This window comes from Streptomyces sp. CB02261 (assembly GCF_001905665.1).
In the GTDB taxonomy this organism is placed as follows: domain Bacteria; phylum Actinomycetota; class Actinomycetes; order Streptomycetales; family Streptomycetaceae; genus Streptomyces.
In genome coordinates this window covers 43,737-66,742 of the sequence record NZ_LIVX01000002.1, presented here as the reverse complement: position 1 = coordinate 66,742, position 23,006 = coordinate 43,737, and the positions used below count along the sequence as shown (strand labels likewise).

Genomic DNA, 23,006 nt, shown 5'->3' with positions numbered 1-23,006 from the left:
GCTCGGGGAGGGGGCTGGGGGGGCGTCTAGGACGTCGCCCTGCGCGCCAGGCCCAGGGCGTACTCCGGCCACCAGGTCCCCGCCTCCGGGCCGCCCCTGCACGTGCCGTCCGAGTCGCCGGGGCGCTTGATCCACAGATACGCGTCGACCAGCTCGTCCCCGGTCCTGTCCGTCGGCGGAACACCGAGGGACCGGCCCGGCGGATTGCACCAGGCCTCCTCCCGGTCACCCGGCAGCGGACCGGCGCCGTTGCGGCTGGTGTCCACGGTGAAGTGGGTGCCGCCCAGCAGCCCGGACAGCTGGGTGCCGAAGGCCCGCACGGTCTCGTTCCGCTGGAAGTTCGAGACGTTGAGCGCGAAGCCGTCGGCCCGGGCGACACCCGCCCGGCGCAGCGGCTCCACCAGCTTGCCCGGGTCGTCGATCCAGGCCGGGTTGCCCGCGTCCAGATAGACCCGGGTGCGCGGCTGCCGCTTGAGCCGCTCGATCGCGCCGGCGAGCAGCCCGTACCGCTCGTCGTGGTACTGGGCCGGGGTGCAGCCGTCCACGACGTGCGGCACCGCGTCGGGCTCCAGGACGACGATCGCGGAGGCCTCCCCGATCGCGGCGGCGAAGGAGTCGATCCAGTTCCGGTAGGCCTGAGCGTCGTGCGAGCCGCCGGCCGAGTACATCCCGCAGTCGCGGTGGGGGATGTTGTACGCGACGAAGACGGCCGTACGGTTGGCGGCTGCCGCGCCCCGGACCGCCCGCGTGATGTCCGGTACGGGATCCTCGCCGGCCGGCCATTCCGCGACCGGCCGGTCCGCGATCCGCTTCAGGACCCGGGCGTCCTCGGTCCTGCCCTGCGCCTCGTACCGGCGGACCTGACGGGCCGCGTCGCTCTCCGGGTCGACCCAGAACGGGGAGCCGCTCGCGGGGGCCGCGGACCCGCGCGTGGACGGCGGACCGACGGGGCCCGTCCGGGGCTCGTCCTGGCCGCAACCCGCAAGGAGCAGCGCGGAGACGAGGGTCAGGGCGACGGCGGTGACGGTGCGGCGGGACATCCGGCCCCCAGGCTCGGGTACGGAACAGGATTTTCCACAGGAATCCGGGCTATCGTGACATGACGGTCAGCGGCTTCCGGTCCGCGACACCGGGCCGCGGGCGACCGAAAGGCGAGACGGGGCTGACCGGCATATGACCAGTCGGTAAGGTCGTCGCGTGCCGAAGCCGCTCAGTCTCCCCTTCGACCCCATCGCCCGAGCCGACGAGCTCTGGCAGAAGCGCTGGGGCCCGGTCCCCTCCATGGCCGCGATCACCTCGATCATGCGCGCCCACCAGATCCTGCTGGCGGAGGTCGACGCCGTCGTCAAGCCGTACGGGCTGACGTTCGCGCGGTACGAGGCCCTGGTGCTGCTCACCTTCTCGAAGGCGGGCGAGCTGCCGATGTCGAAGATCGGCGAGCGGCTCATGGTCCACCCCACCTCGGTGACGAACACGGTGGACCGCCTCGTGAGGTCGGGTCTCGTCGCCAAGCGCCCCAACCCGAACGACGGCCGCGGCACCCTCGCGACCATCACGGAGAAGGGCCGCGAGGTCGTCGAGGCCGCGACCCGGGACCTGATGGAGATGGACTTCGGGCTGGGGGCGTACGACGCCGAAGAGTGCGGTGAGATCTTCGCGATGCTGCGCCCGCTCCGCGTGAGCGCGCGGGATTTCGACGAGAGCTGACCCGCGCGAAGATCGCCCGGAACGTGCCGTTACGCTCGACGGCATGAAATCCAGTGTGCTGACCCGTTACCGCGTCATGGCGTACGTGACCGCCGTCATGCTGCTCGTGCTGTGCACCTGCATGGTCTTCAAGTACGGGTTCGACATGGGCGAGGACGTGACCTTCGCGGTCTCCCAGGCCCACGGTGTCCTCTACATCATCTACCTCGTCTTCGCCTTCGACCTGGGCTCCAAGGCGAAGTGGCCGTTCGGGAAGCTCCTGTGGGTCCTGGTGAGCGGCACGATCCCGCTCGCCGCGTTCTTCGTCGAGCGCAAGATCGTCGCGGAGACCCTTCCGCTGGTCAGCGGCGCGCGGCCGGCTCCGGCCCAGGCGTAACCCCCACCCCCGCACACATGTGCGGGGGTTTGCCATCGACATTTACTAGGACGTCCTAGTAAATTTGAAGCATGGACGCTGACGCCATCGAGGAAGGCCGCCGTCGCTGGCAGGCCCGTTACGACAAGGCCCGCAAGCGGGACGCCGACTTCACCACGCTCTCCGGCGACGCCGTCGAGCCCGTCTACGGGCCCCGCCCCGGCGACACCTACGAGGGGTTCGAGCGCATCGGCTGGCCCGGCGAGTACCCCTTCACCCGGGGACTCCACGCCACCGGCTACCGGGGCCGGACCTGGACCATCCGCCAGTTCGCGGGCTTCGGCAACGCCGAGCAGACCAACGAGCGGTACAAGATGATCCTGGCCGCCGGCGGCGGCGGCCTCTCCGTCGCCTTCGACATGCCCACCCTCATGGGCCGCGACTCCGACGACCCCCGCTCCCTGGGCGAGGTCGGCCACTGCGGTGTCGCCATCGACTCCGCCGCCGACATGGAGGTCCTCTTCCAGGGCATCCCGCTCGGCGACGTCACCACCTCGATGACGATCTCCGGCCCCGCCGTCCCCGTCTTCTGCATGTACCTGGTCGCCGCCGAGCGCCAGGGCGTCGACCCGGCCGTGCTCAACGGCACCCTGCAGACCGACATCTTCAAGGAGTACATCGCCCAGAAGGAGTGGCTCTTCGAGCCCGAGCCGCACCTGCGTCTCATCGGCGACCTGATGGAGCACTGCGCGCAGGGCATCCCCGCGTACAAGCCGCTCTCCGTCTCCGGCTACCACATCCGCGAGGCCGGGGCGACGGCCGCGCAGGAACTCGCGTACACCCTCGCGGACGGCTTCGGCTACGTCGAGCTGGGCCTCAGTCGCGGCCTCGACGTCGACGTCTTCGCCCCCGGCCTCTCCTTCTTCTTCGACGCGCACCTCGACTTCTTCGAGGAGATCGCCAAGTTCCGCGCCGCCCGCCGCATCTGGGCCCGCTGGATGAAGGAGGTGTACGGCGCCACGACCGACAAGGCGCAGTGGCTCCGCTTCCACACCCAGACCGCCGGCGTCTCCCTCACCGCCCAGCAGCCGTACAACAACGTCGTGCGCACCGCGGTCGAGGCCCTCTCCGCCGTCCTCGGCGGCACGAACAGCCTCCACACCAACGCCCTCGACGAGACCCTCGCGCTCCCCAGCGAGCAGGCCGCCGAGATCGCCCTGCGCACCCAGCAGGTCCTGATGGAGGAGACCGGCGTCGCCAACGTCGCCGACCCGCTGGGCGGCTCCTGGTACGTCGAGCAGCTCACCGACCGCATCGAGGCCGACGCCGAGAAGATCTTCGACCAGATCAAGGAGCGCGGCCGCCGCGCCCACCCGGACGGGCAGCACCCGATCGGACCGATCACCTCCGGCATCCTGCGCGGCATCGAGGACGGCTGGTTCACCGGCGAGATCGCGGAGTCCGCCTTCCAGTACCAGCGCTCCCTGGAGAAGGGGGACAAGCGGGTCGTCGGCGTCAACGTCCACCACGGCTCCGTCACCGGCGACCTGGAGATCCTGCGGGTCAGCCACGAGGTCGAGCGGGACCAGGTCCGGATCCTCGGCGAGCGCAGGGCCCGCCGCGACGACGCCAAGGTCCGCGCCGCGCTCGACGCGATGCTCGCGGCCGCGAAGGACGGCTCGAACATGATCGCCCCGATGCTCGACGCCGTACGCGCCGAGGCCACGCTCGGCGAGATCTGCGACGCCCTCAGGGACGAGTGGGGCGTCTACACGGAGCCGCCGGGCTTCTGACCCACACCCCGGACAGCTCAGGGGCGGTACGGGACTCCCGTACCGCCCCTCATGCGTACTCCGCGGCCCGGGTCAGCCGGCCACCGCGCCCAGACCGCCCACCAGGAGTGCGGACAGGCGCGCCACCCACGGCTCGTCCACCGGCTCCGCGCTCACCAGCGCCCGGTGCACGACCGCCCCCGCGATCACGTCGAAGATCAGGTCGTCGGTGGCGTCCACCACGACCGGGTCGCGGTCCGCCGGAAGCTCACCGCGCCGCTGCGCCCGCATTCGGCCCTCCAGCACCAGCCGCTTCTGCCGGTCGACGATCGAGGCGCGTATCCGCTCGCGCAGCGGCTCGTCGCGGGTCGACTCCGCCACCACCGCCATCAGGGCCGTCTTCGTCTCGGGGCGTTCGAGGAGGGTGGCGAACTGCAGCACGACATGCTCGATGTCGGCCTGGAGGGAACCCAGGTCCGGCAGTTCGAGTTCGTCGAAGAGGACGGCGACGGCGTCCACCACCAGCTCGTTCTTGTTGGCCCAGCGGCGGTAGAGGGTCGTCTTCGCAACCCCGGCGCGTCCCGCGACGTCCCCCATCGTGAGCTTGGACCAGCCCAGCTCGACCAGGGCCGCGCGGGTCGCCTCCAGGATGGCCGTGTCGGCCTCGGGGGAGCGGGGACGCCCTGGACGGCTGCGGCGGTCGGTGCGGCTACACATGAACGTCGACCATACCCGCCGGTAGGTACGGCGCCAGAGGCCCGGCGTGTGAGGCAGTTCACCGAACGGATCCCGCCCGCGGTCTCCCCCCGGATCACCCCGGAGAGTTACGCTACGACCTGTAGCGAAAGGCATTGAGCGGCCTGAGCGACAACCATGCGCCGGGTGGGGACCCGGCGCGAACCGAAGACGAAGGACCGTGTCGCCCCACGTCTCGCACACCGGCGGGAGACGTGCGGACGGCACGGTTCAGCCATGGCTTACCGGTTACGCGCGCGGAAGGGGGAGGATGTACGCATGCAGCCCCGAAACATGTCCATGAGCGGCGTCGTCGATCTCGCCGCGGTGAAGGCGGCCGGAGAGGCCAAGGCGAAGGCGGAGCAGGTGCGCGCCGAAGCCGCCCGACAGGGTGGCTCCGCGGCGGTGGCGCCGTCCGCCCTGGTGATCGACGTCGACGAGGCGGGCTTCGAGCGCGATGTGCTCCAGCGCTCCGCCGAGGTCCCGGTCGTCCTCGACTTCTGGGCCGAGTGGTGCGAGCCCTGCAAGCAGCTCGGCCCGCTCCTGGAGCGGCTCGCCGTCGAGTACAACGGCCGCTTCCTGCTCGCGAAGATCGATGTCGACGCCAACCAGATGCTGATGCAGCAGTTCGGTATCCAGGGAATTCCGGCCGTTTTCGCGGTGGTCGCCGGTCAGGCGCTGCCGCTCTTCCAGGGCGCGGTGCCCGAGGCCCAGATCCGCGAGACGCTCGACCAGCTGATCCAGATCGGCGAGGAGCGCTTCGGCCTCACCGGCATCGTCGTCGACGCGGACGCCTCCGAGGGTGCCGCGGCCGACCGGCAGCCGCTGGCCGGCCCGTACGACGCCCTCCTCGAAGCGGCCCTGTCCGCACTCGACGCCGGTGACCTGGCCGGTGCGGTCCAGGCGTACAAGAACGTGCTCGCCGACGACCCGGCCCACCCGGAGGCCAAGCTCGGTCTGGCCCAGGCCGAACTGCTCGCCCGCGTGCAGGACCTGGACCCCGCCGCCGTCCGCAGGAACGCCGCGGAGAACCCGGCCGACGTGACCTCGCAGATCGCCGCCGCCGACCTCGATCTGGTGGGCGGTCATGTGCAGGACGCCTTCGGCCGCCTCGTGGAGACCGTGCGCCGCACGGCGGGCGAGGACCGGGACGCGGCGCGGCTGCGGCTCCTGGAGCTGTTCGAGGTGATCGGTGCCGACGACCCGAGGGTCACGGCGGCGCGCCAGGCGCTCGCCCGGGTGCTGTTCTGAGGCGTTTTCAGCCCTGCCCGGGGCGCCGGATCGCCTGACGATTTGGCAACACAGTGACAAAAGGCGGCCGCGCTTTACCAAATCTTGGTAATCGCGGCCGCTGTTACTTGCAGTAAATCGAACCTGGTCTTCTGTCCGCATTCATGCGGCGATCTCCGGACATTCCGGCGCAGTCGAACGTACCCTCTGTGCCCGTTCGGCCCCGTCCCGCCATGGCCCGGTTATCCACCCGTTACTAGCCAGTAACGAACCCCCTTGTGTCACGGCGCGGAATGGACCACGATCGGCGACGCTCGGTCCGAACCGCACCACCCCGGCAACCAACCGGGATCGCGGCGAGGGTCCCCACCGGGCGGACCGGTGTTCCGGCACCGGTCGTGGACAGGGGGGTTCCCGCTCTCACCGAGTGGGGCCTGTCCAATCAGGCCGCGTTCAAAGGCGCGGCCCATGGTTGTCGCTCGGGGGTGATCGCCGGTGATTCGGACGCGCATCGCGCCGCCTGATGCCTCGGCGCTCTCCTTCCCGAGGACGTAGCTCTTCTCCCATCCCAGGACGGGCCCAGGGCCCTTCCGGAGATGTACGTCCGAGAAGGAGGAATTCTCATGAAGTCCCAGGTGCGTGGCGGAACCAGATGGAAGCGGTTCGCCGTCGTCATGGTCCCGAGTGTGGCCGCGACGGCCGCGATCGGCGTCGGACTGGCCCAGGGCGCGCTCGCCGCGTCCTTCAGCATCTCCGGCCAGGAGTTCAAGGTTAAGGCGAAGAGCCTCGTCGGCGAGGACTTCGTCCAGTACGGCAGCGTCAACGGCGGTAAGGACCTCGAAGGCAACGCCTTCGCGGCTCCCGTCGCCGTCTCGGGCTTCTCGAAGGCCTGGATCACCAACATGTGCCAGTCGGTCGTGACGCCGAAGGTGCCGTTCGTCGGCGACGTCACGCTCCGGCTCACCGCCGGTACCGGCAAGGACAAGGTCTACGCCGAGGACATCTACCTCGATGTCTCCGACCTCAAGACCAACGCCGAGTTCAGGAACATCGACATCGGCGTCGCGGCCGGCGCGCTCAACACGGGCCCCGACGGCAAGCCGATCCCCGGCAAGCCGGGCATCCAGCCCAACACCAAGGCGAACCCGTACGGCTTCGGCCAGCGCGCCGAGAACGCCGTGCTGAACGACGTCGAGCAGAAGGCGTGGGCGACCACCGCCGCGACCTTCAAGCTCCCGAACCTGAGCCTGTCCCTTCACCGGGGCACGTCCCAGGAGTGCTTCAAGGACTGACCGGGTCCGGAGGGCGTGGGCCGTCCCGTACGGCCCCGCCCGCTCCGGTCGTCAGCACCACTTCTCCACCTTTCACAGCAACACCGCTTCCAGGGAGCTGTTTCCATGAGCGCCGAGACCCCCGCCTCCCGCGAAGTCCCCAAGGAGAACCGGTTCAAGGCCTGGCGGCAGACCCGGCCCTTCTGGGCGGGACTGTTCACCATCATCGGAGGCGTACCGATCGCCTACCTCCCGTACGGGGATTTTCGGCTCGGCAATGCCACGCTCGCCATGCAGACGACCGCCGGAGCCGGTGCGCTGATCATCGGCGTCCTGCTCATCACGCTCGGTCTCACGATGTGGTTCCAGCCCATCGTCCGCGTGTTCGCGGGCGTCGCGTCGATCATCCTGGCGCTCGTCTCCATCCCGGTGTCGAACTTCGGCGGTCTGGTCATCGGGTTCCTGTTCTCCCTCATCGGCGGTGCCATGTCCGCCTCGTGGGCCCCCGCGCCCCCGGTCGAGGAGACCGCCGACGCCGAGCACGACGGTGAGCCGGAGGGCTCCGACGAGACCGAGACCCTCGTGGCGACCGGTGTCCCGGAGCAGCGCGAGGGCGAACAGCACATGACCGCGACGACGATCGACGCCAAGGGCGGGAGGAACAGTGCGGGGTGACGAGACTCAGCCGGCGCTCGCGAAAGGTGGCCCGCGGCACGCGGCCCCGCGCAAGTCGCTGCTGAACAGGATCCAGGGCCCCGCGGGCAAGGCGATGGCGCTGGCCGCCATGCCGACCGCGGTGTTCGTGGGCATGGGCCTCACGCCCAAGATCGCCCTCGCCGACGACAAGGACCTCCCCTTCGCGCCCGGCCCCTGCGTGACCCGCTCGGACGAGCCGACGCCGGAGGCCACGGAGACGGCGAAGCCGACGGAGAGCGCGAAGCCCACCCCCTCGGCGACCGCGACGGCCACCCCGACCGCGACGGCCACCCCGACCTCGACCGCCACCCCGACCTCGACCGCCACCCCGAGCGCCACCGCGACACCGACGCCGACCGCGACGGAGACCGGGCAGGCGACGACCCAGCAGACGCAGGAGCGGGCGAAGGCCACCGCCGCGCCGACCGCGACGCCGACGGCCACGCCCACCCCCACGAAGTCGGTCGACCCGCTGGACCCGCTGGGCCTGGGCGACGCGCTCAAGGACCTGTTCGACGGCCCGGACCCGAAGCCGACGGCCACGCCCACGACGGCGGCCCCGACGACGCAGGCCCCGGCCCGGCCGGCGACGGCCGACGACCCGCCGGTCGCGACCACCGGGCCGAAGCCGACGGCCACCGCTCCGAAGGCGACCGCCGACCCGGCCGCCGAGAAGACGAAGGCCGCGATCGAGAAGGCCGCCGAGAAGGCGGGCGTCGAGGTCAAGGAGCTGCCGGAGAGCGCCAAGGGCCTCGACGCGAAGAAGGACGAGGACATACCCGACGGGGCCAAGCCCCGCTTCCCGTGCCCCGAACGCGACGCCGAGGCGCTCGCCGCGGCCGACCTGGAGCCCGGCATCCCGCTGCTCCCGGACGAGCCGTGGCGCCTGGAGAGCACCAAGCTCACGCTGAGCGGCCTGAAGTACCACGGCATCGTCGAGGTGAAGACCTACAGCGGCAAGATCAAGAAGGTCCTGAAGTTCACCGCGACCTCGATCGGCATCAGGGACCTGCACCAGCTGACGGTCCACTCCGAGGGCCGCACGGGCCACGTCCGCTCCGACAAGGGCACGACGTCGACCATCACCGAGGGCACGGTGACCATGTACACCGAGGAGCTGAAGGGCAACCTCATCGGGATCATCCCGATCACCTTCAGCCCGGAGGCCCCGCCCCCGCTGGACCTGCCCGAGGTCTTCTTCACCAACGTGAAGCTCAAGCAGGCCGGCCAGTTCGGCGGCACCCTCAGGGTCTCGGGCCTCCGCAACACGATCGAGCGCAGCTGACCCCCGTACCCTTCCGGGAGCCGCACGCGACGAAGCCCCCGTCCGCACCGGACGGGGGCTTCGTCATGCGTCGGGCGCCTGTGCGTGCGCCCCTCGCGTGTCAGACGCGCTCGCCGCCGCCGAGGTGGTGGACGCGGACCATGTTCGTGGTGCCGGGGACGCCGGGGGGCGAGCCGGCCGTGATGATCATGGTGTCGCCCTCGCCGTAGCGCTGGAGCTTCAGGAGTTCGGCGTCCACGATGTCGACCATCGCGTCCGTGGTCTCGACGAACGGGACGAGGTAGGACTCGACGCCCCAGCTCAGCGTGAGCTGGTTGCGGGTGTTCTCGTCGGTCGTGAAGGCGAGGATCGGCTGCTGCGTCCGGTAGCGGGACAGGCGGCGGGCCGTGTCGCCGGACTGGGTGAAGGCGACCAGCGCCTTGCCGCCGAGGAAGTCGGCGATCTCGCAGGCCGCGCGGGCGACGGAGCCGCCCTGGGTGCGCGGCTTCTTGCCCGGGACCAGGGGCTGGAGGCCCTTGGAGAGCAGCTCCTCCTCGGCCGCGGCGACGATCTTCGACATCGTCTTCACGGTCTCGATCGGGTAGGCGCCGACCGAGGACTCGGCGGACAGCATGACCGCGTCCGCGCCGTCCAGGATCGCGTTGGCGACGTCACTCGCCTCGGCGCGGGTCGGACGCGAGTTGGTGATCATCGACTCCATCATCTGGGTGGCGACGATGACGGGCTTGGCGTTGCGGCGACACATCTCGACGAGACGCTTCTGCACCATCGGGACCCGCTCGAGCGGGTACTCGACGGCGAGGTCGCCACGGGCCACCATGACCGCGTCGAAGGCCGCGACGACGGCCTCCATGTTCTCGACGGCCTGCGGCTTCTCGACCTTGGCGATGACGGGGACCCGGCGGCCCTCCTCGTCCATCACCTTGTGGACGTCCTTGACGTCGTCCGCGTCGCGCACGAAGGAGAGGGCGACCATGTCGCAGCCCATCCGCAGGGCGAAGCGGAGGTCGTCGACGTCCTTCTCCGACAGGGCGGGGACGTTCACCGCCGCGCCGGGCAGGTTGATGCCCTTGTGGTCGGAGATGACACCGCCCTCGACGACGATGGTCTTGACCCGGGGGCCCTCGACCTCGACGACCCGCAGCTCGACGTTGCCGTCGTTGATGAGGACCTGGTCGCCCTTGGAGACGTCGCCGGGCAGACCCTTGTAGGTGGTGCCGCAGATCGACTTGTCGCCGGGGACGTCCTCGGTGGTGATGGTGAACTCGTCACCGCGCACCAGCTCGACGGGGCCCTCGGCGAAGGTCTCGAGGCGGATCTTGGGACCCTGGAGGTCGGCGAGGACGCCGACGGCGCGCCCGGTGTCCGCCGAGACCTGCCGGACGCGGTCGTACCGCTCCTGGTGCTCGGCCTGGGATCCGTGGCTGAAGTTGAATCGGGCCACGTTCATGCCGGCCTCGATGAGAGCCTTCAGCTGCTCATACGAGTCGACGGCGGGGCCCAGCGTGCAGACGATTTTGGAACGGCGCATGAGGCGGATCCTATCGGTTTGTTTCACTGCGGAATATTCCGTCTGGCGGAAAGTACAAATGGGCGCGGGGCCGCTCAGGCGTTCACTCGTTCGAGCTCGCCGCGCTCTGAACGAGCGCGTAACTCTGGCGTGCGATCTCCAGCTCCTCGTCCGTCGGTACCACGGCCACCGCCACCCGCGCGTACTCCGGCGAGATCAGCCGTGCCTCGTCGGATCGTACGGAGTTGAGGCCCGTGTCCACGGCGAGACCCAGCTCCTCCAGACCCGCGATCGCAGCCTCCCGCACCGGGGCCGCGTTCTCGCCGACCCCCGCCGTGAACGCCACCGCGTCCACCCGGCCGAGCACCGCGTAGTACGCGCCGATGTACTTCTTCAGCCGGTGGACGTAGATGTCGAAGGCGAGCGCCGCCCGCGGGTCGCCCTCGTCGATCCGGCGCCGGATCTCCCGCATGTCGTTGTCGCCGCAGAGCCCGACCAGACCGGACCTCTTGTTCAGCAGGACGTCGATCTCGTCCTCCGACATCCCCGCCACCCGCTTCAGGTGGAAGGTGACCGCCGGGTCGATGTCGCCCGAACGGGTGCCCATGACCAGGCCCTCCAGGGGCGTCAGGCCCATCGAGGTGTCCACGCATCGGCCGCCGCGCACCGCCGAGGCGGAGGCGCCGTTCCCCAGGTGCAGCACGATCACGTTCACCTCCTCCGGCTCCCGGCCGAGCAGCCGCGCCGTCTCGCGCGAGACGTACGCGTGCGAGGTGCCGTGGAAGCCGTACCGCCGGATCCGGTACGCGTCGGCGGTCTCCACGTCGATCGCGTACCGCGCCGCCGACTCCGGCATCGTGGTGTGGAACGCCGTGTCGAAGACCGCGACCTGCGGCAGGTCGGGCCGGAGCGCCGTCGCCGTCCTGATGCCCGTGAGGTTCGCCGGGTTGTGCAGCGGCGCCACCGGCACGAGCCGCTCGATCTCCGCGAGCACCTCGTCGTCGATCACCGTCGGCTCGGTGAACCGCAGCCCGCCGTGCACCACCCGGTGGCCGATCGCCGCCAGCTCGGGGGAGTCCAGGCCGAGTCCGTCCGCCGCCAGCTCCGCGGCGACCGCCTTCAGGGCGGCCGCGTGGTCGGGGATCGGTCCGCTCGTCTCGCGCCGCACGCCCCCACCGCCCTGGAGCGGGGTGTGCACGAGCCGCGAGGTCTCCTCGCCGATGCGCTCCACGAGACCCTGCGCGAGACGGCTGTCGTCGCGCATGTCGAGCAGCTGGTACTTCACCGACGACGAACCGGAGTTCAACACCAGGACCCGCGAGGGAGCGGACGCCGGAGAGACGGCGGGAACGGGGGTGGGGGCGGTCATGCGGGGAACTCCTGACCCTCGGCGGGGACCTGGGACTGGATCGCCGTGATGGCGACCGTGTTGACGATGTCGCTGACGAGCGCGCCGCGCGAGAGGTCGTTCACCGGCTTGCGCAGACCCTGCAGCACCGGGCCGACGGCCACGGCGCCGGCCGAACGCTGCACCGCCTTGTAGGTGTTGTTGCCGGTGTTGAGGTCCGGGAAGATCAGCACCGTCGCCTGCCCCGCCACCTCCGACTCCGGCAGCTTCGTCGCCGCCACGGAGGGCTCCACGGCCGCGTCGTACTGGATCGGACCCTCGATCCGCAGCTCCGGGTGCGCGTCCCGGACCAGCTTCGTCGCCTCCCGCACCTTGTCGACGTCCGCGCCGGAGCCCGAGGTGCCGGTGGAGTACGACAGCATCGCGATCCGCGGCTCGACGCCGAAGCGGGCGGCGGTGGCCGCCGACTGGACCGCGATGTCCGCGAGCTGCTCCGCGTCGGGGTCCGGGTTGACCGCGCAGTCGCCGTACACGAGGACCTTGTCGGCGAGGCACATGAAGAAGACCGAGGAGACGATCGAGGCGTCCGGCTTCGTCTTGATGATCTCGAAGGCGGGACGGATCGTCGCGGCCGTCGAGTGCACGGAACCCGACACCATGCCGTCGGCCAGACCCTCCTGCACCATCAGGGTGCCGAAGTAGTTGACGTCCGAGACGACGTCGTACGCGAGCTCCACGGACACGCCCTTGTGGGCACGGAGCGCCGCGTACTTCTCCGCGAACGAGTCCCGCAGCTCCGAGGTCTGCGGGTCGATCAGCTGGGTGCCGGCCAGGTCCACGCTCAGGTCGGCGGCCTTCTTGCGGATGGTCTCGACGTCACCGAGCAGCGTCAGGTCGCAGACGTCACGGCGCAGCAGGACGTCGGCGGCGCGCAGCACCCGCTCCTCGGTGCCCTCCGGGAGCACCACCCGGCGCCGGTCGGCGCGCGCCTGCTCGATGAGCTCGTGCTCGAACATCATCGGGGTCACCCGGCCGCTGCGGGCGACCGAGACCCGCTTGAGGAGGTCGGCCGTGTCCACGTGCCGCTCGAACAGGCCGAGGGCCGTCTCCGCCTTGCGGGGGGTGGCGGCGTTCAGCTTGCCTTCGAGGGCGAAGAGTTCGGCGGCGGTCGGGAAGCTGTTGCCCGGCACGGAGAGGACGGGGGTGCCCGGCGCGAGGCGGGCCGCCAGGGTCAGGACCTCCTCGCCGGGCCGCTCGTCGAGGGTGAGCAGCACACCGGCGATCGGCGGCGTGCCGGCCGAGTGCGCGGCGAGCGCGCCGACGACCAGGTCGGCCCGGTCGCCGGGGGTGACGACCAGACAGCCGGGGGTCAGCGCGTGGAGGAAGTTCGGCAGCATCGCGCCGCCGAAGACGAAGTCGAGGGCGTCCCGCGCGAGGCCCGCGTCGTCACCGAGGACGACGGAGGCGCCGAGCGCGTGGCAGATCTGGGAGACGGTGGGCGCGGCCAGCGCCGGCTCGTCCGGCAGGACGTAACAGGGCACGGGCACCCGGGCGGTGAGCCGCTCGGCGATGGCCTCGCGGTCCTCGCTCGCCACCCGGTTGACGATCATGGCGAGGACGTCGCAGCCGAGTCCGTCGTACGCCCGGAAGGCGTTGCGGGCCTCGGCCCGTACGGACTCCGCCGGCTGGCCCTTGCCGCCGACGACCGGGATGACGGAGGCGCCGAACTCGTTGGCGAGCCGGGCGTTGAGCGAGAGCTCGTCGGGGAGCTGGGTGGCGGCGAAGTCGGTGCCGAGGACGAGGACGACCTCGTACTCACGGGCGACGGCGTGGAAGCGGTCGACGAGCCGCGAGACCAGCTCGTCGGTGCCCCGCTCGGCCTGGAGCGCGGCGGCCTCGTGGTAGTCCATGCCGTAGACCGTCGAGGCGTCCTGCGAGAGCCGGTAGCGGGCGCGCAGCAGGTCGAAGAGCCGGTCGGGACCGTCGTGCACCAGCGGCCGGAACACCCCCACGCGGTCCACCTGGCGGGTGAGGAGCTCCATGACTCCCAGCTCGACGACCTGGCGGCCGTCTCCGCGGTCGATCCCGGTCACGTACACGCTGCGCGTCACGCCGTGGTCTCCTGTCCAGTCCTGCGGAACTCGGGGCCCTGCCGCCGGCGGGTCCCCTGCCTGTCAATCCACTGCCCTCAGAAAGCCCCGATAGGGCGGCATCACCCCCTTGACAATACCCCCGCCAATGGTTACGTCGCCCGCCGGACGAAGGGCCCGGAACCCCGGGACGAAAGGCCTCCACGGGGCCCGGCGACGGGACGCGCGGAACGGCGGCGAGCACCCCCCTCATGCCCGGCGTGTGAGAATTGCGGTGGCTCATACGGACCGCGACCGAGCAGGAGACACAGCACGATGCGCATCGGAGTTCTCACCGCAGGCGGCGACTGCCCCGGCCTGAACGCAGTGATCCGGTCGGTCGTGCACCGGGCGCTCACCGGCCACGGCGACGAAGTCATCGGCTTCGAGGACGGGTTCAAGGGCCTCCTCGACGGCCACTACCGCCCCCTCGACCTCAACGCCGTCAGCGGCATCCTGGCCCGCGGCGGCACCATCCTCGGCTCGGCCCGCCTGGAGCGGAACCGGCTGGCGGAGGCCGCCGCGTCCGCCCCCGACCTGGCCCGCGAGTACGGCATCGACGTCCTCATCCCGATCGGCGGCGAAGGCACCCTCACCGCCGCCCGGATGCTCTCCGACGCCGGCATGCCCGTCGTCGGCGTCCCGAAGACGATCGACAACGACATCTCCTCCACGGACCGCACCTTCGGCTTCGACACCGCCGTCGGCGTCGCCACCGAGGCCATGGACCGGCTCAAGACCACCGCCGAGTCCCACCAGCGCGTGATGGTCGTCGAGGTGATGGGCCGCCACGCCGGCTGGATCGCCCTGGAGTCCGGCATGGCCGGCGGCGCGCACGGCATCTGCCTCCCCGAGCGGCCCTTCCAGGTCGACGACCTCGTCAAGATGGTCGAGGAGCGCTTCGCCCGCGGCAAGAAGTTCGCCGTCATCTGCGTCGCCGAGGGCGCCCACCCGGCCGAGGGCTCGATGGAGTACCAGAAGGGCGAGATCGACCAGTTCGGTCACGAGCGCTTCCAGGGCATCGGCAACCAGCTCGCCGTCGAGCTGGAGCGGCGCCTCGGCAAGGAGGCCCGCCCGGTCATCCTCGGCCACGTCCAGCGCGGCGGCACGCCGACCGCGTACGACCGGGTGCTCGCCACCCGCTTCGGCTGGCACGCGGTGGAGGCCGCGCACCGCGGAGACTTCGGGCGGATGACGGCGCTGCGCGGCACAAGCGTCGAGATGGTGCCGCTGGCCGAGGCCGTGACCCGGCTGAAGACGGTCCCGGCGGACCGCATCCGCGAGGCCGAGTCGGTCTTCTGACCCGCCCGCGACGGACCGCGTCGCCGGGCACCCCGCCCCGTGGGCCCGCGCCCGCCGGGACCCCCGTCCCCGCCGGGCGCACGTCCCCTGCCGGGGCCCCCGTCCCCGCTGGGACCCCGTCCCCGCAGGGGCCCCCGTCCCCGCTGGGACCCCGTCCCCGCCGGGACCCCCGTCCGGACCTCCGTCCCCGCCGGGCGCACGCTCCCGTCAGGACTCTGGCGCGACCGAGTGGCCCCGACCGTCCCCCCGTGGACGGTCGGGGCCACTCGGCCGTGCCCGGCATCACCCCCGGAAATGCCGGGTTCCACTCTTGAGCCGCGGCGCGAGATCAACAAGGCTTGGGGCCTGTCCCGGACATGTCCCATCCCTGTCCGGCGGAAGGGAGCGGCGCGCATGACACCGGGGGAGCACGCCCCAGAACCGCGGGGGGCGGGGACCCCCGCCGAGTTCCTCGCGCGTCTCCAGGCACTCAAGGACTGGTCCGGCCTGACCTACCGCGAGCTCACGGCACGCGCCGAGGAACACGGGGACGTCCTGCCCCGGTCCACCGTGGCCAACATGCTGGCCCGCCCCACCCTGCCCCGCGAGGAGCTGCTGCTCAGCTTCGTCCGCGCCTGCGGGGTCGCGCCGGCGGCGCTGGAGGACTGGCGGACGGTACGGAGGGACCTCGCTCGCCGGGGTCCGCACGCCCCGGCGATCGCCCCGGCGGCCCCGTCCGCGAGCCCGCAGGGCAGCCTCCCGGACGGGGCCGGGGGGCCGCTGGAGGATCCGGCCCCGTCGCGCCACATCCCGTCCGTGGATCCTGGGCCGTCGCGCCACATCCCGGATCCTGGGCCGTCGCGCCACACCACGGACGCGTCCGTGGATCCGGTGCCTTCGCGCCACACCCCGGAGGCGTCCGGGGATCCGGTGGAGGACTCCGCCCCGCGGCCCCGCCCTCGGGACCCGTCCGGGGATCCCCCGGAGGATGGGGCCCCGCCGCGCCATCTCCCGGGCCCGTCCGCCGGTCCGTCCGAGGATCCCGTCCCGCCGCCCTCCTGGCCGGGAGACCCCGGGCCCCCGGGCGGGCGGCCCGGGATGTCGTCGCGGATACGGCGGGCCCTCGTCGCGGCGGTGGCGGTCGCCGGGCTCGTCCTGGCCGGGGTCAGCGTCGTCGCCGTCCTCCGCGACGGCGGTACCGGGCCCGCCGGTCAGCCGCCCCGTACCCCCGCCGCACCGACCACACCCAGCGCCCCCGGTGCCGGGGACGTACGGATCCGGGTGGCCGGCACGGAGTTCTGCCTCGGGGAGCGGCGGGGCGTCCGCAGCGGCCAGGTCCACCAGCTGCCGTGCGCCGAGGCGGGCTTCCCGCGCTACTCCCTCGCGGCGGTGGCCGCCGGCCGGTGGAGGATCGTCTCGCACCACCCCGACTTCGGACCCGGCTGCTCCGGCATACCCTCCGGCGGCCGCGTACCGGACGCCGCGTACGAGGACTCCGAGTGCGGGGACCCGAGCCGGGTCGAGGTCTTCGCCCTGGAGCCGTACGGCTCTCCCGTGCGTGGCCACCGGATCGTCCCGGTGGGCTCCGCGACGCCCGGCAGCTGCGTCACCGTCGTCGGCGACCGCACGGCCGCCTGGGCACGGCTCGCCCAGGCGCCCTGCGCTCCGGACGCCACGGGCCAGCTGTTCACCTTCGAGCGCGCCCCCTAGGGGCGTCCCGCCGATAGGGGCCCGGGTCGCGGCGCGATCGACAAGACACCCCTGGGGGGCGTCCCACGGATCAGGTCGGGGTCGCGGTCTCCACCAGCCGGGCCCTGAGCGCCGTCACGGCGGCCGGGTCCAGGCCGACGTGGCCGGTGACGTACGCGTCCACCGACCCGTACCGCGCGCGCAGGTCCGCGAGGAACAGCCGGATGACGTCGGCGGGCGCCCGGCCGTAGCCGGGCCAGCGCAGTTCGCGGCCCGGGTGCGACGCCCGCCAGTCGGCGATCAGCCGCTCGGTGGCGAGTTCGGTGAGCGCGAAGTCCGCGTGGATCTCCTCGTCGGGGACGCCGACGAGCGCGAGCACGAGGGCCGCGAGCAGTCCCGTACGGTCCTTCCCCGACGCGCAGTGGAAGACGAGCGGTCCGTCGGCGGCGGCGATGAGTTCCAGGGCCGTACGGAGTTCCACCGCGCCGTCCTCGGCGACCTCGGCGAACCGGTCGGCGAGGTAGCGCCACGGGTCGAGGTCCGGGTCGATCTCCGCCTGGTCGTACGGGCGGTGCTCGATGGAGAGGTTGTGCCAGGCGACGCCCTCGGTCTCCGGCAGGCGGCCCTTGGCGGCGATCTCCCACGGGTAGCGCAGGTCGATCACCGTCGCCACGCGCAGCGCGCGGAAGCGGTCCAGATCGGCGGGGCCGGCGTCCGCCAGCTTGGCGAGGGAGTCGGAGCGGTAGAGGGTCTCCCACCGCACGGTCCCGCCGTCGGCGGTCCGATAGCCGCCCAGGTCACGGAAGTTGTGGAGTCGTTCGAACGGAATGTGTCGTCTCACGGGCGCCAATCTACGGCCCGGCGCCTCACTGTCCCACGGCCGCCCAGAAGTGGCCGGTGATCCCGTCCAGATACGCGCGCCCCTCGTCGCCGGTCGCGCCCGAGGCGCCCCAGCTGCTCGTCGCCACCATCCGGGCGTGGTACTCCGTGTGCAGCCGCTGCAGCGCGAACTCCACGGACCGCTTCGGCAGCGGCAGCATCTTCACCGCCGGCTTCACGTACGCCTGCCAGCGGGTCGTGGCGGCGTCGCGCAGCAGCTCGGCGAGGGCTTCGTCGCCGCCGGTCGCGGTGATCAGGGCGCGCGGGCCGAGCCCGAGGACCTCCGCGAGGGCGGCCGTCTGGCGTTCGGTCCCGCGCCAGCGGCCCCCGTCCTCCATCCGCTGGTACGCGTGGGCGGCGACGCCCACGAGCCGGGCCAGCTCCTCGACGGAGAGGCCGCGCGCCATCCGGTGTTCGCGCAGGGTCGTGGCGGCGGCGATCAGCTCGGAGGGGGAGCACCACAGGACGCCGGCGAGGGCGGTGAGCTCCTGGTCGTCGGGGGCGGCCCGGCCGCGTTCCCAGGCGACGACGGTGTCGGGGTCGACGAAGAGGCCGTACTGCGCGCGCAGGCCGTACGCGACATGGCCGGGGGCCATGCCGAGGGCCTCGCGCAGTCGGCGGGCCGCGAGGGCGTTGAAGGGTGGGGAGGGTTGGTGCACCCGGCACACGGTAGGTGCGGAGGGTGACGGCTGGCTACGGTTCGTTCGCCCAACGTGCGACGTCGTAGGAACGTGGGAACCAGCCGGTAACCCAGTGCGATGATCAAGGGAACGGTCAGTGACCGCGGGCCGGGCCGTCGAGCCAGCGGTACTGGAGCTCCGGCCGCCCGATCTGTCCGTACTGCGGGGCGCGTACGGCCCTGCCCTCGGTCACCAGGTGTTCGAGGTAGCGGCGGGCGGTGATCCGGGAGATCCCGACCGCCGTGCCCGCCTCGGCGGCGGTGAGCCCGGCCGGGGTGGACCGGAGGGTACGGGTGACCGCCTCCAGGGTGGGTGCGCTCAGGCCCTTCGGGAGGGTGGCGGGGTGCGGCGCCCGGAGCGTGGCCAGGGCCCGGTCCACCTCGTCCTGCCCCGAGGCCTCGCCGGCGGACGCCCGGAACTCGGCGTACCGGGCGAGGCGGTCCCGGAGGGTCGCGAAGGCGAAGGGCTTCAGGACGTACTGGACGACCCCCAGCGACACGCCCTCGCGGACGATCGCGAGGTCGCGGGCGGAGGTCACGGCGATCACGTCGGCGGAGTGCCCCGCGGCACGCAGCGCGCGCAGCAGCTGGAGGCCGTGGCCGTCGGGCAGGTACAGGTCGAGCAGGATCAGGTCGACCGGCGTCCGGTCGAGGACCCGCACGGCGGCGGCCCGGGAGTGGGCGACCCCGACGACGGTGAAGCCCTCGACCCGCGCCGCGTACAGGGCGTGGGCGTCGGCGGCGACGGGATCGTCCTCGACGACGAGCACCCGCAACGGCGTCGCGTTCACCCGGCCACCCCCGCCCCGGCCACGGCCCCGGAGGCCCCACCGCCCGGGGCCGTGGCCTCGTCTCCGGCGTCCGCGTCCACCGCGCCGGCGTTCGGCCCGGTGTCCGGGGTCGCGTCCGCGCCCGTACCCGCCCCCGGCTCCTGTGATCGTGTCGGCAGGGGGAGACGGACCGTGAACTGTGCGCCGCCCGCCTCCGCGTCCGTGACGGTGAGGGTGCCCGAGGCGCGGGTGACCGCCTGGCCGACCAGGGCCAGGCCGATGCCGCGGCCGGGGCCGCGGGTGGACCAGCCGCGGCCCAGGACCGCGTCCCGGTCGGCCGGGCGGACCCCGGGGCCGCTGTCGTCGACGCGGAGCAGCAGCTCGCCGTCGCCCGCGCGGGCCGCGACCGTGACGGTCACGCGCGCCTGCGGGCTGCCGCCGGCCGCCTCCACCGCGTTGTCGATGAGGTTGCCCAGGATCGTCACCAGGTCCCGGGCCGGCAGCGCGGCCGGCACGAGGCCGTCGTCGATGCGGCTGTCCTCGGTGAGGACCAGTTCCACGCCCCGCTCGTTGGCCTGCGCCGCCTTGCCGAGCAGCAGCGCCGCGAGGACCGGCTCACCGACCGCGTCCACGACCCGGTCGGTGAGCGCCTGGGCGAGCTCCAGTTCCGCCGTCGCGAACTCCACCGCCTCGGCCACCCGCCCCAGTTCGACGAGCGACACGACCGTGTGCAGGCGGTTCGCCGCCTCGTGGGCCTGCGAGCGGAGCGCCTCCGTGAAGCCCCGCTCGGAGTCCAACTCGCCCGAGAGCGACTGGAGTTCCGTACGGTCCCGCAGCGTGACGACCGTGCCGCGCCGCTCCCCGCCCACCACCGGACGGGTGTTGACCACGAGGACCCGGTCCGCCGTCAGATGCGTCTCGTCCACGCGCGGCTCCGAGGACAGCAGCGCGCCCGTCAGCGGCGCGGGCAGCCCGAGCTCGGCCGCCGGCCGGCCGACGACCCCCTCGTCGAGGCCCAGCAGCTCCCGCGCCCCGTCGTTGATGAGGGCGATCCTCCGCTGCCCGTCCAGCATCACGAGCCCCTCGCGGACCGCGTGCAGCGCGGCCTCGTGGTAGTCGTGCATCCGGCTCAGCTCGGTCGCGTTCATGCCGTGCGTGTGGCGGCGGAGGCGCGCGTTGACCACGTACGTCCCGGCCCCGCCGAGCGCGAGCGCCGCGCCCGCCATGCCGAGCAGCGCGGTGACCTGCTCCCGTACCTGCTCGCTGATCTTGTCGATCGTGATGCCCGCGCTGACCAGGGCGACGACCCTGCCGTCGTCGAAGACGGGCGCGACCGTCCGTACGGAGGGGCCGAGCACCCCCAGGTGGGTCTCGGAGTACGTGCGGCCCGCCGCGGCCTCCTCGATGTGACCGAGGTACGTCCGGCCGATCTGCACGGGCTCGGGGTGGGTCCAGCGGGTCCCGTCGGGGGCCATGATCACCACGAACGCGACGCCCGCGTGGCGGCGCAGGGACTCGGCGTACGGCTGGAGCACCGCCGTCGGGTCGGCGGAGCGGGCCGCCGCGACCACGGACGGGGAGCCGGCGACGGCCGCGGCGGTCGCGGTGGCCTGGCGCCGCGCGGTCTCCTCGGCCTGCGCCCGGTCCGTCACGTACGCGAAGACCGCGCACCCCGCCACGACGACGGCCACGAGCACGACCTGCATCGCGAAGAGCTGGCCGGCCAGGCTGCGGGGGTGGGGGAGGGGGAGACGCATGCGGGTAAGTGTGCACGGCGGAGTGTGCGCGGGCGCGTCGCGTTCCCGAATCGTTCCTTTCCGGCGCAAGGCCCCGCCGGGCCGTCACCGGGCGCCCGGCGGGCTTGCGGCCGGCGCCCGCCGGACGCGCGCCACGGCCCCGCCGGCCCCCGTCGTCATTTCGGTCGTGAACGAAACGTACGTAACCGTGACCCGGGTCACAGGCTGATGGATAGTCGCGGAGGTCCACCGGGACGTGGACATCCACCAGCACGAGGAGGACCCCGTGGCCGCACGTCGGGACCGCACCCACTATCTGTATCTGGCCGTCATCGGCGCCGTACTGCTCGGCATCGCGGTCGGCTTCCTGGCGCCCGGCGTCGCCGTCGAGCTCAAGCCGCTGGGCACCGGCTTCGTCAACCTGATCAAGATGATGATCTCGCCGATCATCTTCTGCACGATCGTGCTCGGCGTCGGCTCGGTCCGGAAGGCCGCGAAGGTCGGTGCCGTCGGCGGTCTGGCCCTCGGCTACTTCCTCGTCATGTCGACCGTGGCGCTCGCGATCGGCCTGGTCGTCGGCAACCTCCTGGAGCCCGGCTCCGGCCTCCACCTCACCAAGGAGCTGGCCGAGGCGGGCGCCAAGCAGGCCGAGGGCGCGAGCGAGTCCACGCCGGACTTCCTGCTCGGGATCATCCCGACGACCCTGGTCTCCGCCTTCACCGAGGGCGAGGTCCTCCAGACCCTCCTCGTCGCGCTGCTCGCCGGCTTCGCACTCCAGGCGATGGGCGCCGCCGGTGAGCCGGTGCTGCGCGGGATCGGCCACATCCAGCGGCTCGTCTTCCGCATCCTCGCGATGATCATGTGGGTCGCCCCGATCGGCGCGTTCGGCGCGATCGCGGCCGTCGTCGGCGCGACCGGAGTCGACGCCCTCAAGTCCCTCGCCGTCATCATGATCGGCTTCTACCTGACCTGCGCGATCTTCGTCTTCGTCGTGCTCGGCGCGATCCTGCGGCTGGTCGCCGGCATCAACATCTGGACTCTCCTCCGGTACCTGGGCCGCGAGTTCCTGCTGATCCTCTCGACGTCGTCCTCGGAGTCCGCGCTCCCCCGGCTGATCGCGAAGATGGAGCACCTGGGTGTCAGCAAGCCGGTCGTCGGCATCACCGTGCCGACCGGCTACTCCTTCAACCTCGACGGCACCGCGATCTACCTGACGATGGCCTCGCTGTTCGTCGCCGAGGCGATGGGCGACCCGCTCTCGGTCGGCGAGCAGATCTCGCTCCTCGTCTTCATGATCATCGCCTCGAAGGGGGCCGCCGGTGTCACCGGCGCCGGTCTCGCGACCCTCGCGGGCGGCCTCCAGTCGCACCGGCCCGAGCTGGTCGACGGGGTGGGTCTGATCGTCGGCATCGACCGTTTCATGAGCGAGGCCCGCGCCCTCACCAACTTCGCGGGCAACGCCGTCGCGACGGTGCTGGTCGGCACCTGGACGAAGGAGATCGACAAGGCGCGGGTCGCCGAGGTTCTCGCCGGCCGGGTCCCGTTCGACGAGAAGACCCTCGTCGACGACCACGCCCCGTCGTCCCCCGTCCCGGACCAGCGGGCCGAGGACGGCGAGGAGAAGGCCCGCGCGGGCGTCTGAGGAAGCTCGGACCCCGCACCACGAACCCCGAGTCCCGGGCCTTGAGCCGGATCCGGGCCTCGGGAGAAGGGCGGCCCCCCAGCGGGGCCGCCCTTCTCGCACGTACGGCCACGCCAGGCCACGCCTTCCGGCAGCCGGATGGCACCCCGCCGATCCGCCTCCCGGCAGCCGGATGGCAGCCCTAGCCGCACCGCCTCCCGGCAGCCCTAGCCGCACCGCCTCCCCACCGGATGGCACCACCAGCCGACCCGGCCGGGTCGCAACCCCGCCGATCCGCCCACCACCCTCACCC

At 72.3% G+C, this 23,006-nt stretch carries 19 protein-coding genes; 10 read left to right on the top strand and 9 right to left on the bottom strand.

The window, feature by feature from the left end:
• Positions 1–26 precede the first annotated feature (26 nt).
• Positions 27–1,040: a glycoside hydrolase family 6 protein gene (locus tag AMK29_RS05715; protein ID WP_073808473.1), complete on the bottom strand. Its 1,014-nt coding sequence runs from the start codon at positions 1,038–1,040 to the stop codon at positions 27–29.
• Between the two features lie 157 nt (positions 1,041–1,197).
• On the opposite strand from AMK29_RS05715, the gene AMK29_RS05710 reads away from it, so the two are divergent.
• The 3 genes from AMK29_RS05710 (at position 1,198) to AMK29_RS05700 (ending at position 3,855) form a co-directional block, all read left to right on the top strand.
• Entirely contained in the window at positions 1,198–1,707 is a 510-nt protein-coding gene (locus AMK29_RS05710) for a MarR family winged helix-turn-helix transcriptional regulator (protein ID WP_073808470.1), read from the top strand.
• A gap of 43 nt (positions 1,708–1,750) precedes the next feature.
• Positions 1,751–2,083 (top strand): DUF3817 domain-containing protein, encoded by a 333-nt coding sequence (locus AMK29_RS05705; RefSeq protein ID WP_073808467.1) that lies wholly within the window; start codon positions 1,751–1,753, stop codon positions 2,081–2,083.
• A 71-nt stretch (positions 2,084–2,154) separates the two neighbouring features.
• Positions 2,155–3,855, top strand: a complete 1,701-nt coding sequence (locus AMK29_RS05700) for an acyl-CoA mutase large subunit family protein (protein WP_073808465.1) — start codon at positions 2,155–2,157, stop codon at positions 3,853–3,855.
• A 72-nt stretch (positions 3,856–3,927) separates the two neighbouring features.
• On the opposite strand, the gene AMK29_RS05695 is transcribed toward AMK29_RS05700, so the two are convergent.
• Positions 3,928–4,551: a TetR/AcrR family transcriptional regulator gene (locus AMK29_RS05695; protein WP_073808462.1), complete on the bottom strand. Its 624-nt coding sequence runs from the start codon at positions 4,549–4,551 to the stop codon at positions 3,928–3,930.
• A gap of 297 nt (positions 4,552–4,848) precedes the next feature.
• On the opposite strand from AMK29_RS05695, the gene AMK29_RS05690 reads away from it, so the two are divergent.
• The 4 genes from AMK29_RS05690 to AMK29_RS05670 all read left to right on the top strand — a co-directional run bounded on the left by AMK29_RS05690 (position 4,849) and on the right by AMK29_RS05670 (position 9,051).
• Complete coding sequence (locus AMK29_RS05690) at positions 4,849–5,820, top strand: tetratricopeptide repeat protein (RefSeq protein ID WP_198942185.1); 972 nt, start codon at positions 4,849–4,851, stop codon at positions 5,818–5,820.
• Between the two features lie 602 nt (positions 5,821–6,422).
• Positions 6,423–7,091 (top strand): DUF6230 family protein, encoded by a 669-nt coding sequence (locus tag AMK29_RS05680; protein WP_073808459.1) that lies wholly within the window; start codon positions 6,423–6,425, stop codon positions 7,089–7,091.
• Positions 7,092–7,196: 105 nt separating this feature from the next.
• A complete protein-coding gene (locus tag AMK29_RS05675; RefSeq protein ID WP_073808457.1) occupies positions 7,197–7,745 on the top strand; it encodes a DUF6114 domain-containing protein in 549 nt (182 codons plus the stop codon).
• A complete protein-coding gene (locus AMK29_RS05670; RefSeq protein ID WP_073808454.1) occupies positions 7,735–9,051 on the top strand; it encodes a hypothetical protein in 1,317 nt (438 codons plus the stop codon). The genes AMK29_RS05675 and AMK29_RS05670 overlap by 11 nt, the downstream gene beginning before the upstream one ends.
• Positions 9,052–9,151: 100 nt before the next feature.
• Here AMK29_RS05670 and pyk read toward each other — a convergent pair whose 3' ends face one another.
• The 3 genes from pyk to pta all read right to left on the bottom strand — a co-directional run bounded on the left by pyk (position 9,152) and on the right by pta (position 14,020).
• Entirely contained in the window at positions 9,152–10,582 is a 1,431-nt protein-coding gene (gene pyk, locus AMK29_RS05665) for a pyruvate kinase (RefSeq protein WP_073808451.1), read from the bottom strand.
• A gap of 82 nt (positions 10,583–10,664) precedes the next feature.
• Positions 10,665–11,930, bottom strand: a complete 1,266-nt coding sequence (locus tag AMK29_RS05660; protein ID WP_073808448.1) for an acetate kinase — start codon at positions 11,928–11,930, stop codon at positions 10,665–10,667.
• A complete protein-coding gene (gene pta / locus AMK29_RS05655; protein WP_073808445.1) occupies positions 11,927–14,020 on the bottom strand; it encodes a phosphate acetyltransferase in 2,094 nt (697 codons plus the stop codon). Before pta ends, AMK29_RS05660 begins: the two co-directional genes overlap by 4 nt.
• Before the next feature lie 294 nt (positions 14,021–14,314).
• Here pta and AMK29_RS05650 point away from each other — a divergent pair, with 294 nt between their 5' ends.
• Together AMK29_RS05650 and AMK29_RS05645 are read left to right on the top strand one after the other, a co-directional pair.
• Complete coding sequence (locus AMK29_RS05650; RefSeq protein WP_073808442.1) at positions 14,315–15,340, top strand: ATP-dependent 6-phosphofructokinase; 1,026 nt, start codon at positions 14,315–14,317, stop codon at positions 15,338–15,340.
• A 393-nt stretch (positions 15,341–15,733) separates the two neighbouring features.
• A complete protein-coding gene (locus AMK29_RS05645; RefSeq protein ID WP_073808439.1) occupies positions 15,734–17,029 on the top strand; it encodes a helix-turn-helix domain-containing protein in 1,296 nt (431 codons plus the stop codon).
• A gap of 70 nt (positions 17,030–17,099) precedes the next feature.
• On the opposite strand, the gene AMK29_RS05640 is transcribed toward AMK29_RS05645, so the two are convergent.
• The 4 genes from AMK29_RS05640 to AMK29_RS05625 form a co-directional block, all read right to left on the bottom strand.
• The gene (locus AMK29_RS05640) at positions 17,100–17,849 is read right to left on the bottom strand and encodes a tyrosine-protein phosphatase (protein ID WP_073808437.1); all 750 of its coding nucleotides are present in this window, start codon (positions 17,847–17,849) and stop codon (positions 17,100–17,102) included.
• Positions 17,850–17,874: 25 nt separating this feature from the next.
• The gene (locus tag AMK29_RS05635) at positions 17,875–18,483 is read right to left on the bottom strand and encodes an XRE family transcriptional regulator (protein ID WP_241845223.1); all 609 of its coding nucleotides are present in this window, start codon (positions 18,481–18,483) and stop codon (positions 17,875–17,877) included.
• Between the two features lie 178 nt (positions 18,484–18,661).
• The gene (locus AMK29_RS05630; RefSeq protein ID WP_073808434.1) at positions 18,662–19,357 is read right to left on the bottom strand and encodes a response regulator; all 696 of its coding nucleotides are present in this window, start codon (positions 19,355–19,357) and stop codon (positions 18,662–18,664) included.
• Complete coding sequence (locus AMK29_RS05625; RefSeq protein WP_079196767.1) at positions 19,354–21,093, bottom strand: sensor histidine kinase; 1,740 nt, start codon at positions 21,091–21,093, stop codon at positions 19,354–19,356. Before AMK29_RS05625 ends, AMK29_RS05630 begins: the two co-directional genes overlap by 4 nt.
• A 265-nt stretch (positions 21,094–21,358) precedes the next feature.
• On the opposite strand from AMK29_RS05625, the gene AMK29_RS05620 reads away from it, so the two are divergent.
• Positions 21,359–22,714: a cation:dicarboxylate symporter family transporter gene (locus AMK29_RS05620; RefSeq protein ID WP_107422554.1), complete on the top strand. Its 1,356-nt coding sequence runs from the start codon at positions 21,359–21,361 to the stop codon at positions 22,712–22,714.
• The last annotated feature ends 292 nt before the right edge of the window (positions 22,715–23,006 follow it).

Bases quoted from the DNA above. Each gene is read 5' to 3' on its own strand.
- AMK29_RS05675 (WP_073808457.1), top strand. From the start codon at position 7,197: ATGAGCGCCGAGACCCCCGCCTCCCGCGAAGTCCCCAAGGAGAACCGG.
- AMK29_RS05645 (WP_073808439.1), top strand. From the start codon at position 15,734: ATGACACCGGGGGAGCACGCCCCAGAACCGCGGGGGGCGGGGACCCCC.
- AMK29_RS05660 (WP_073808448.1), bottom strand. From the start codon at position 11,930: ATGACCGCCCCCACCCCCGTTCCCGCCGTCTCTCCGGCGTCCGCTCCC.
- AMK29_RS05650 (WP_073808442.1), top strand. From the start codon at position 14,315: ATGCGCATCGGAGTTCTCACCGCAGGCGGCGACTGCCCCGGCCTGAAC.
- AMK29_RS05695 (WP_073808462.1), bottom strand. From the start codon at position 4,551: ATGTGTAGCCGCACCGACCGCCGCAGCCGTCCAGGGCGTCCCCGCTCC.
- AMK29_RS05625 (WP_079196767.1), bottom strand. From the start codon at position 21,093: ATGCGTCTCCCCCTCCCCCACCCCCGCAGCCTGGCCGGCCAGCTCTTC.
- pyk (WP_073808451.1), bottom strand. From the start codon at position 10,582: ATGCGCCGTTCCAAAATCGTCTGCACGCTGGGCCCCGCCGTCGACTCG.
- AMK29_RS05715 (WP_073808473.1), bottom strand. From the start codon at position 1,040: ATGTCCCGCCGCACCGTCACCGCCGTCGCCCTGACCCTCGTCTCCGCG.
- AMK29_RS05700 (WP_073808465.1), top strand. From the start codon at position 2,155: ATGGACGCTGACGCCATCGAGGAAGGCCGCCGTCGCTGGCAGGCCCGT.
- AMK29_RS05635 (WP_241845223.1), bottom strand. From the start codon at position 18,483: ATGGCCCCCGGCCATGTCGCGTACGGCCTGCGCGCGCAGTACGGCCTC.
- AMK29_RS05705 (WP_073808467.1), top strand. From the start codon at position 1,751: ATGAAATCCAGTGTGCTGACCCGTTACCGCGTCATGGCGTACGTGACC.
- AMK29_RS05680 (WP_073808459.1), top strand. From the start codon at position 6,423: ATGAAGTCCCAGGTGCGTGGCGGAACCAGATGGAAGCGGTTCGCCGTC.
- AMK29_RS05690 (WP_198942185.1), top strand. From the start codon at position 4,849: ATGCAGCCCCGAAACATGTCCATGAGCGGCGTCGTCGATCTCGCCGCG.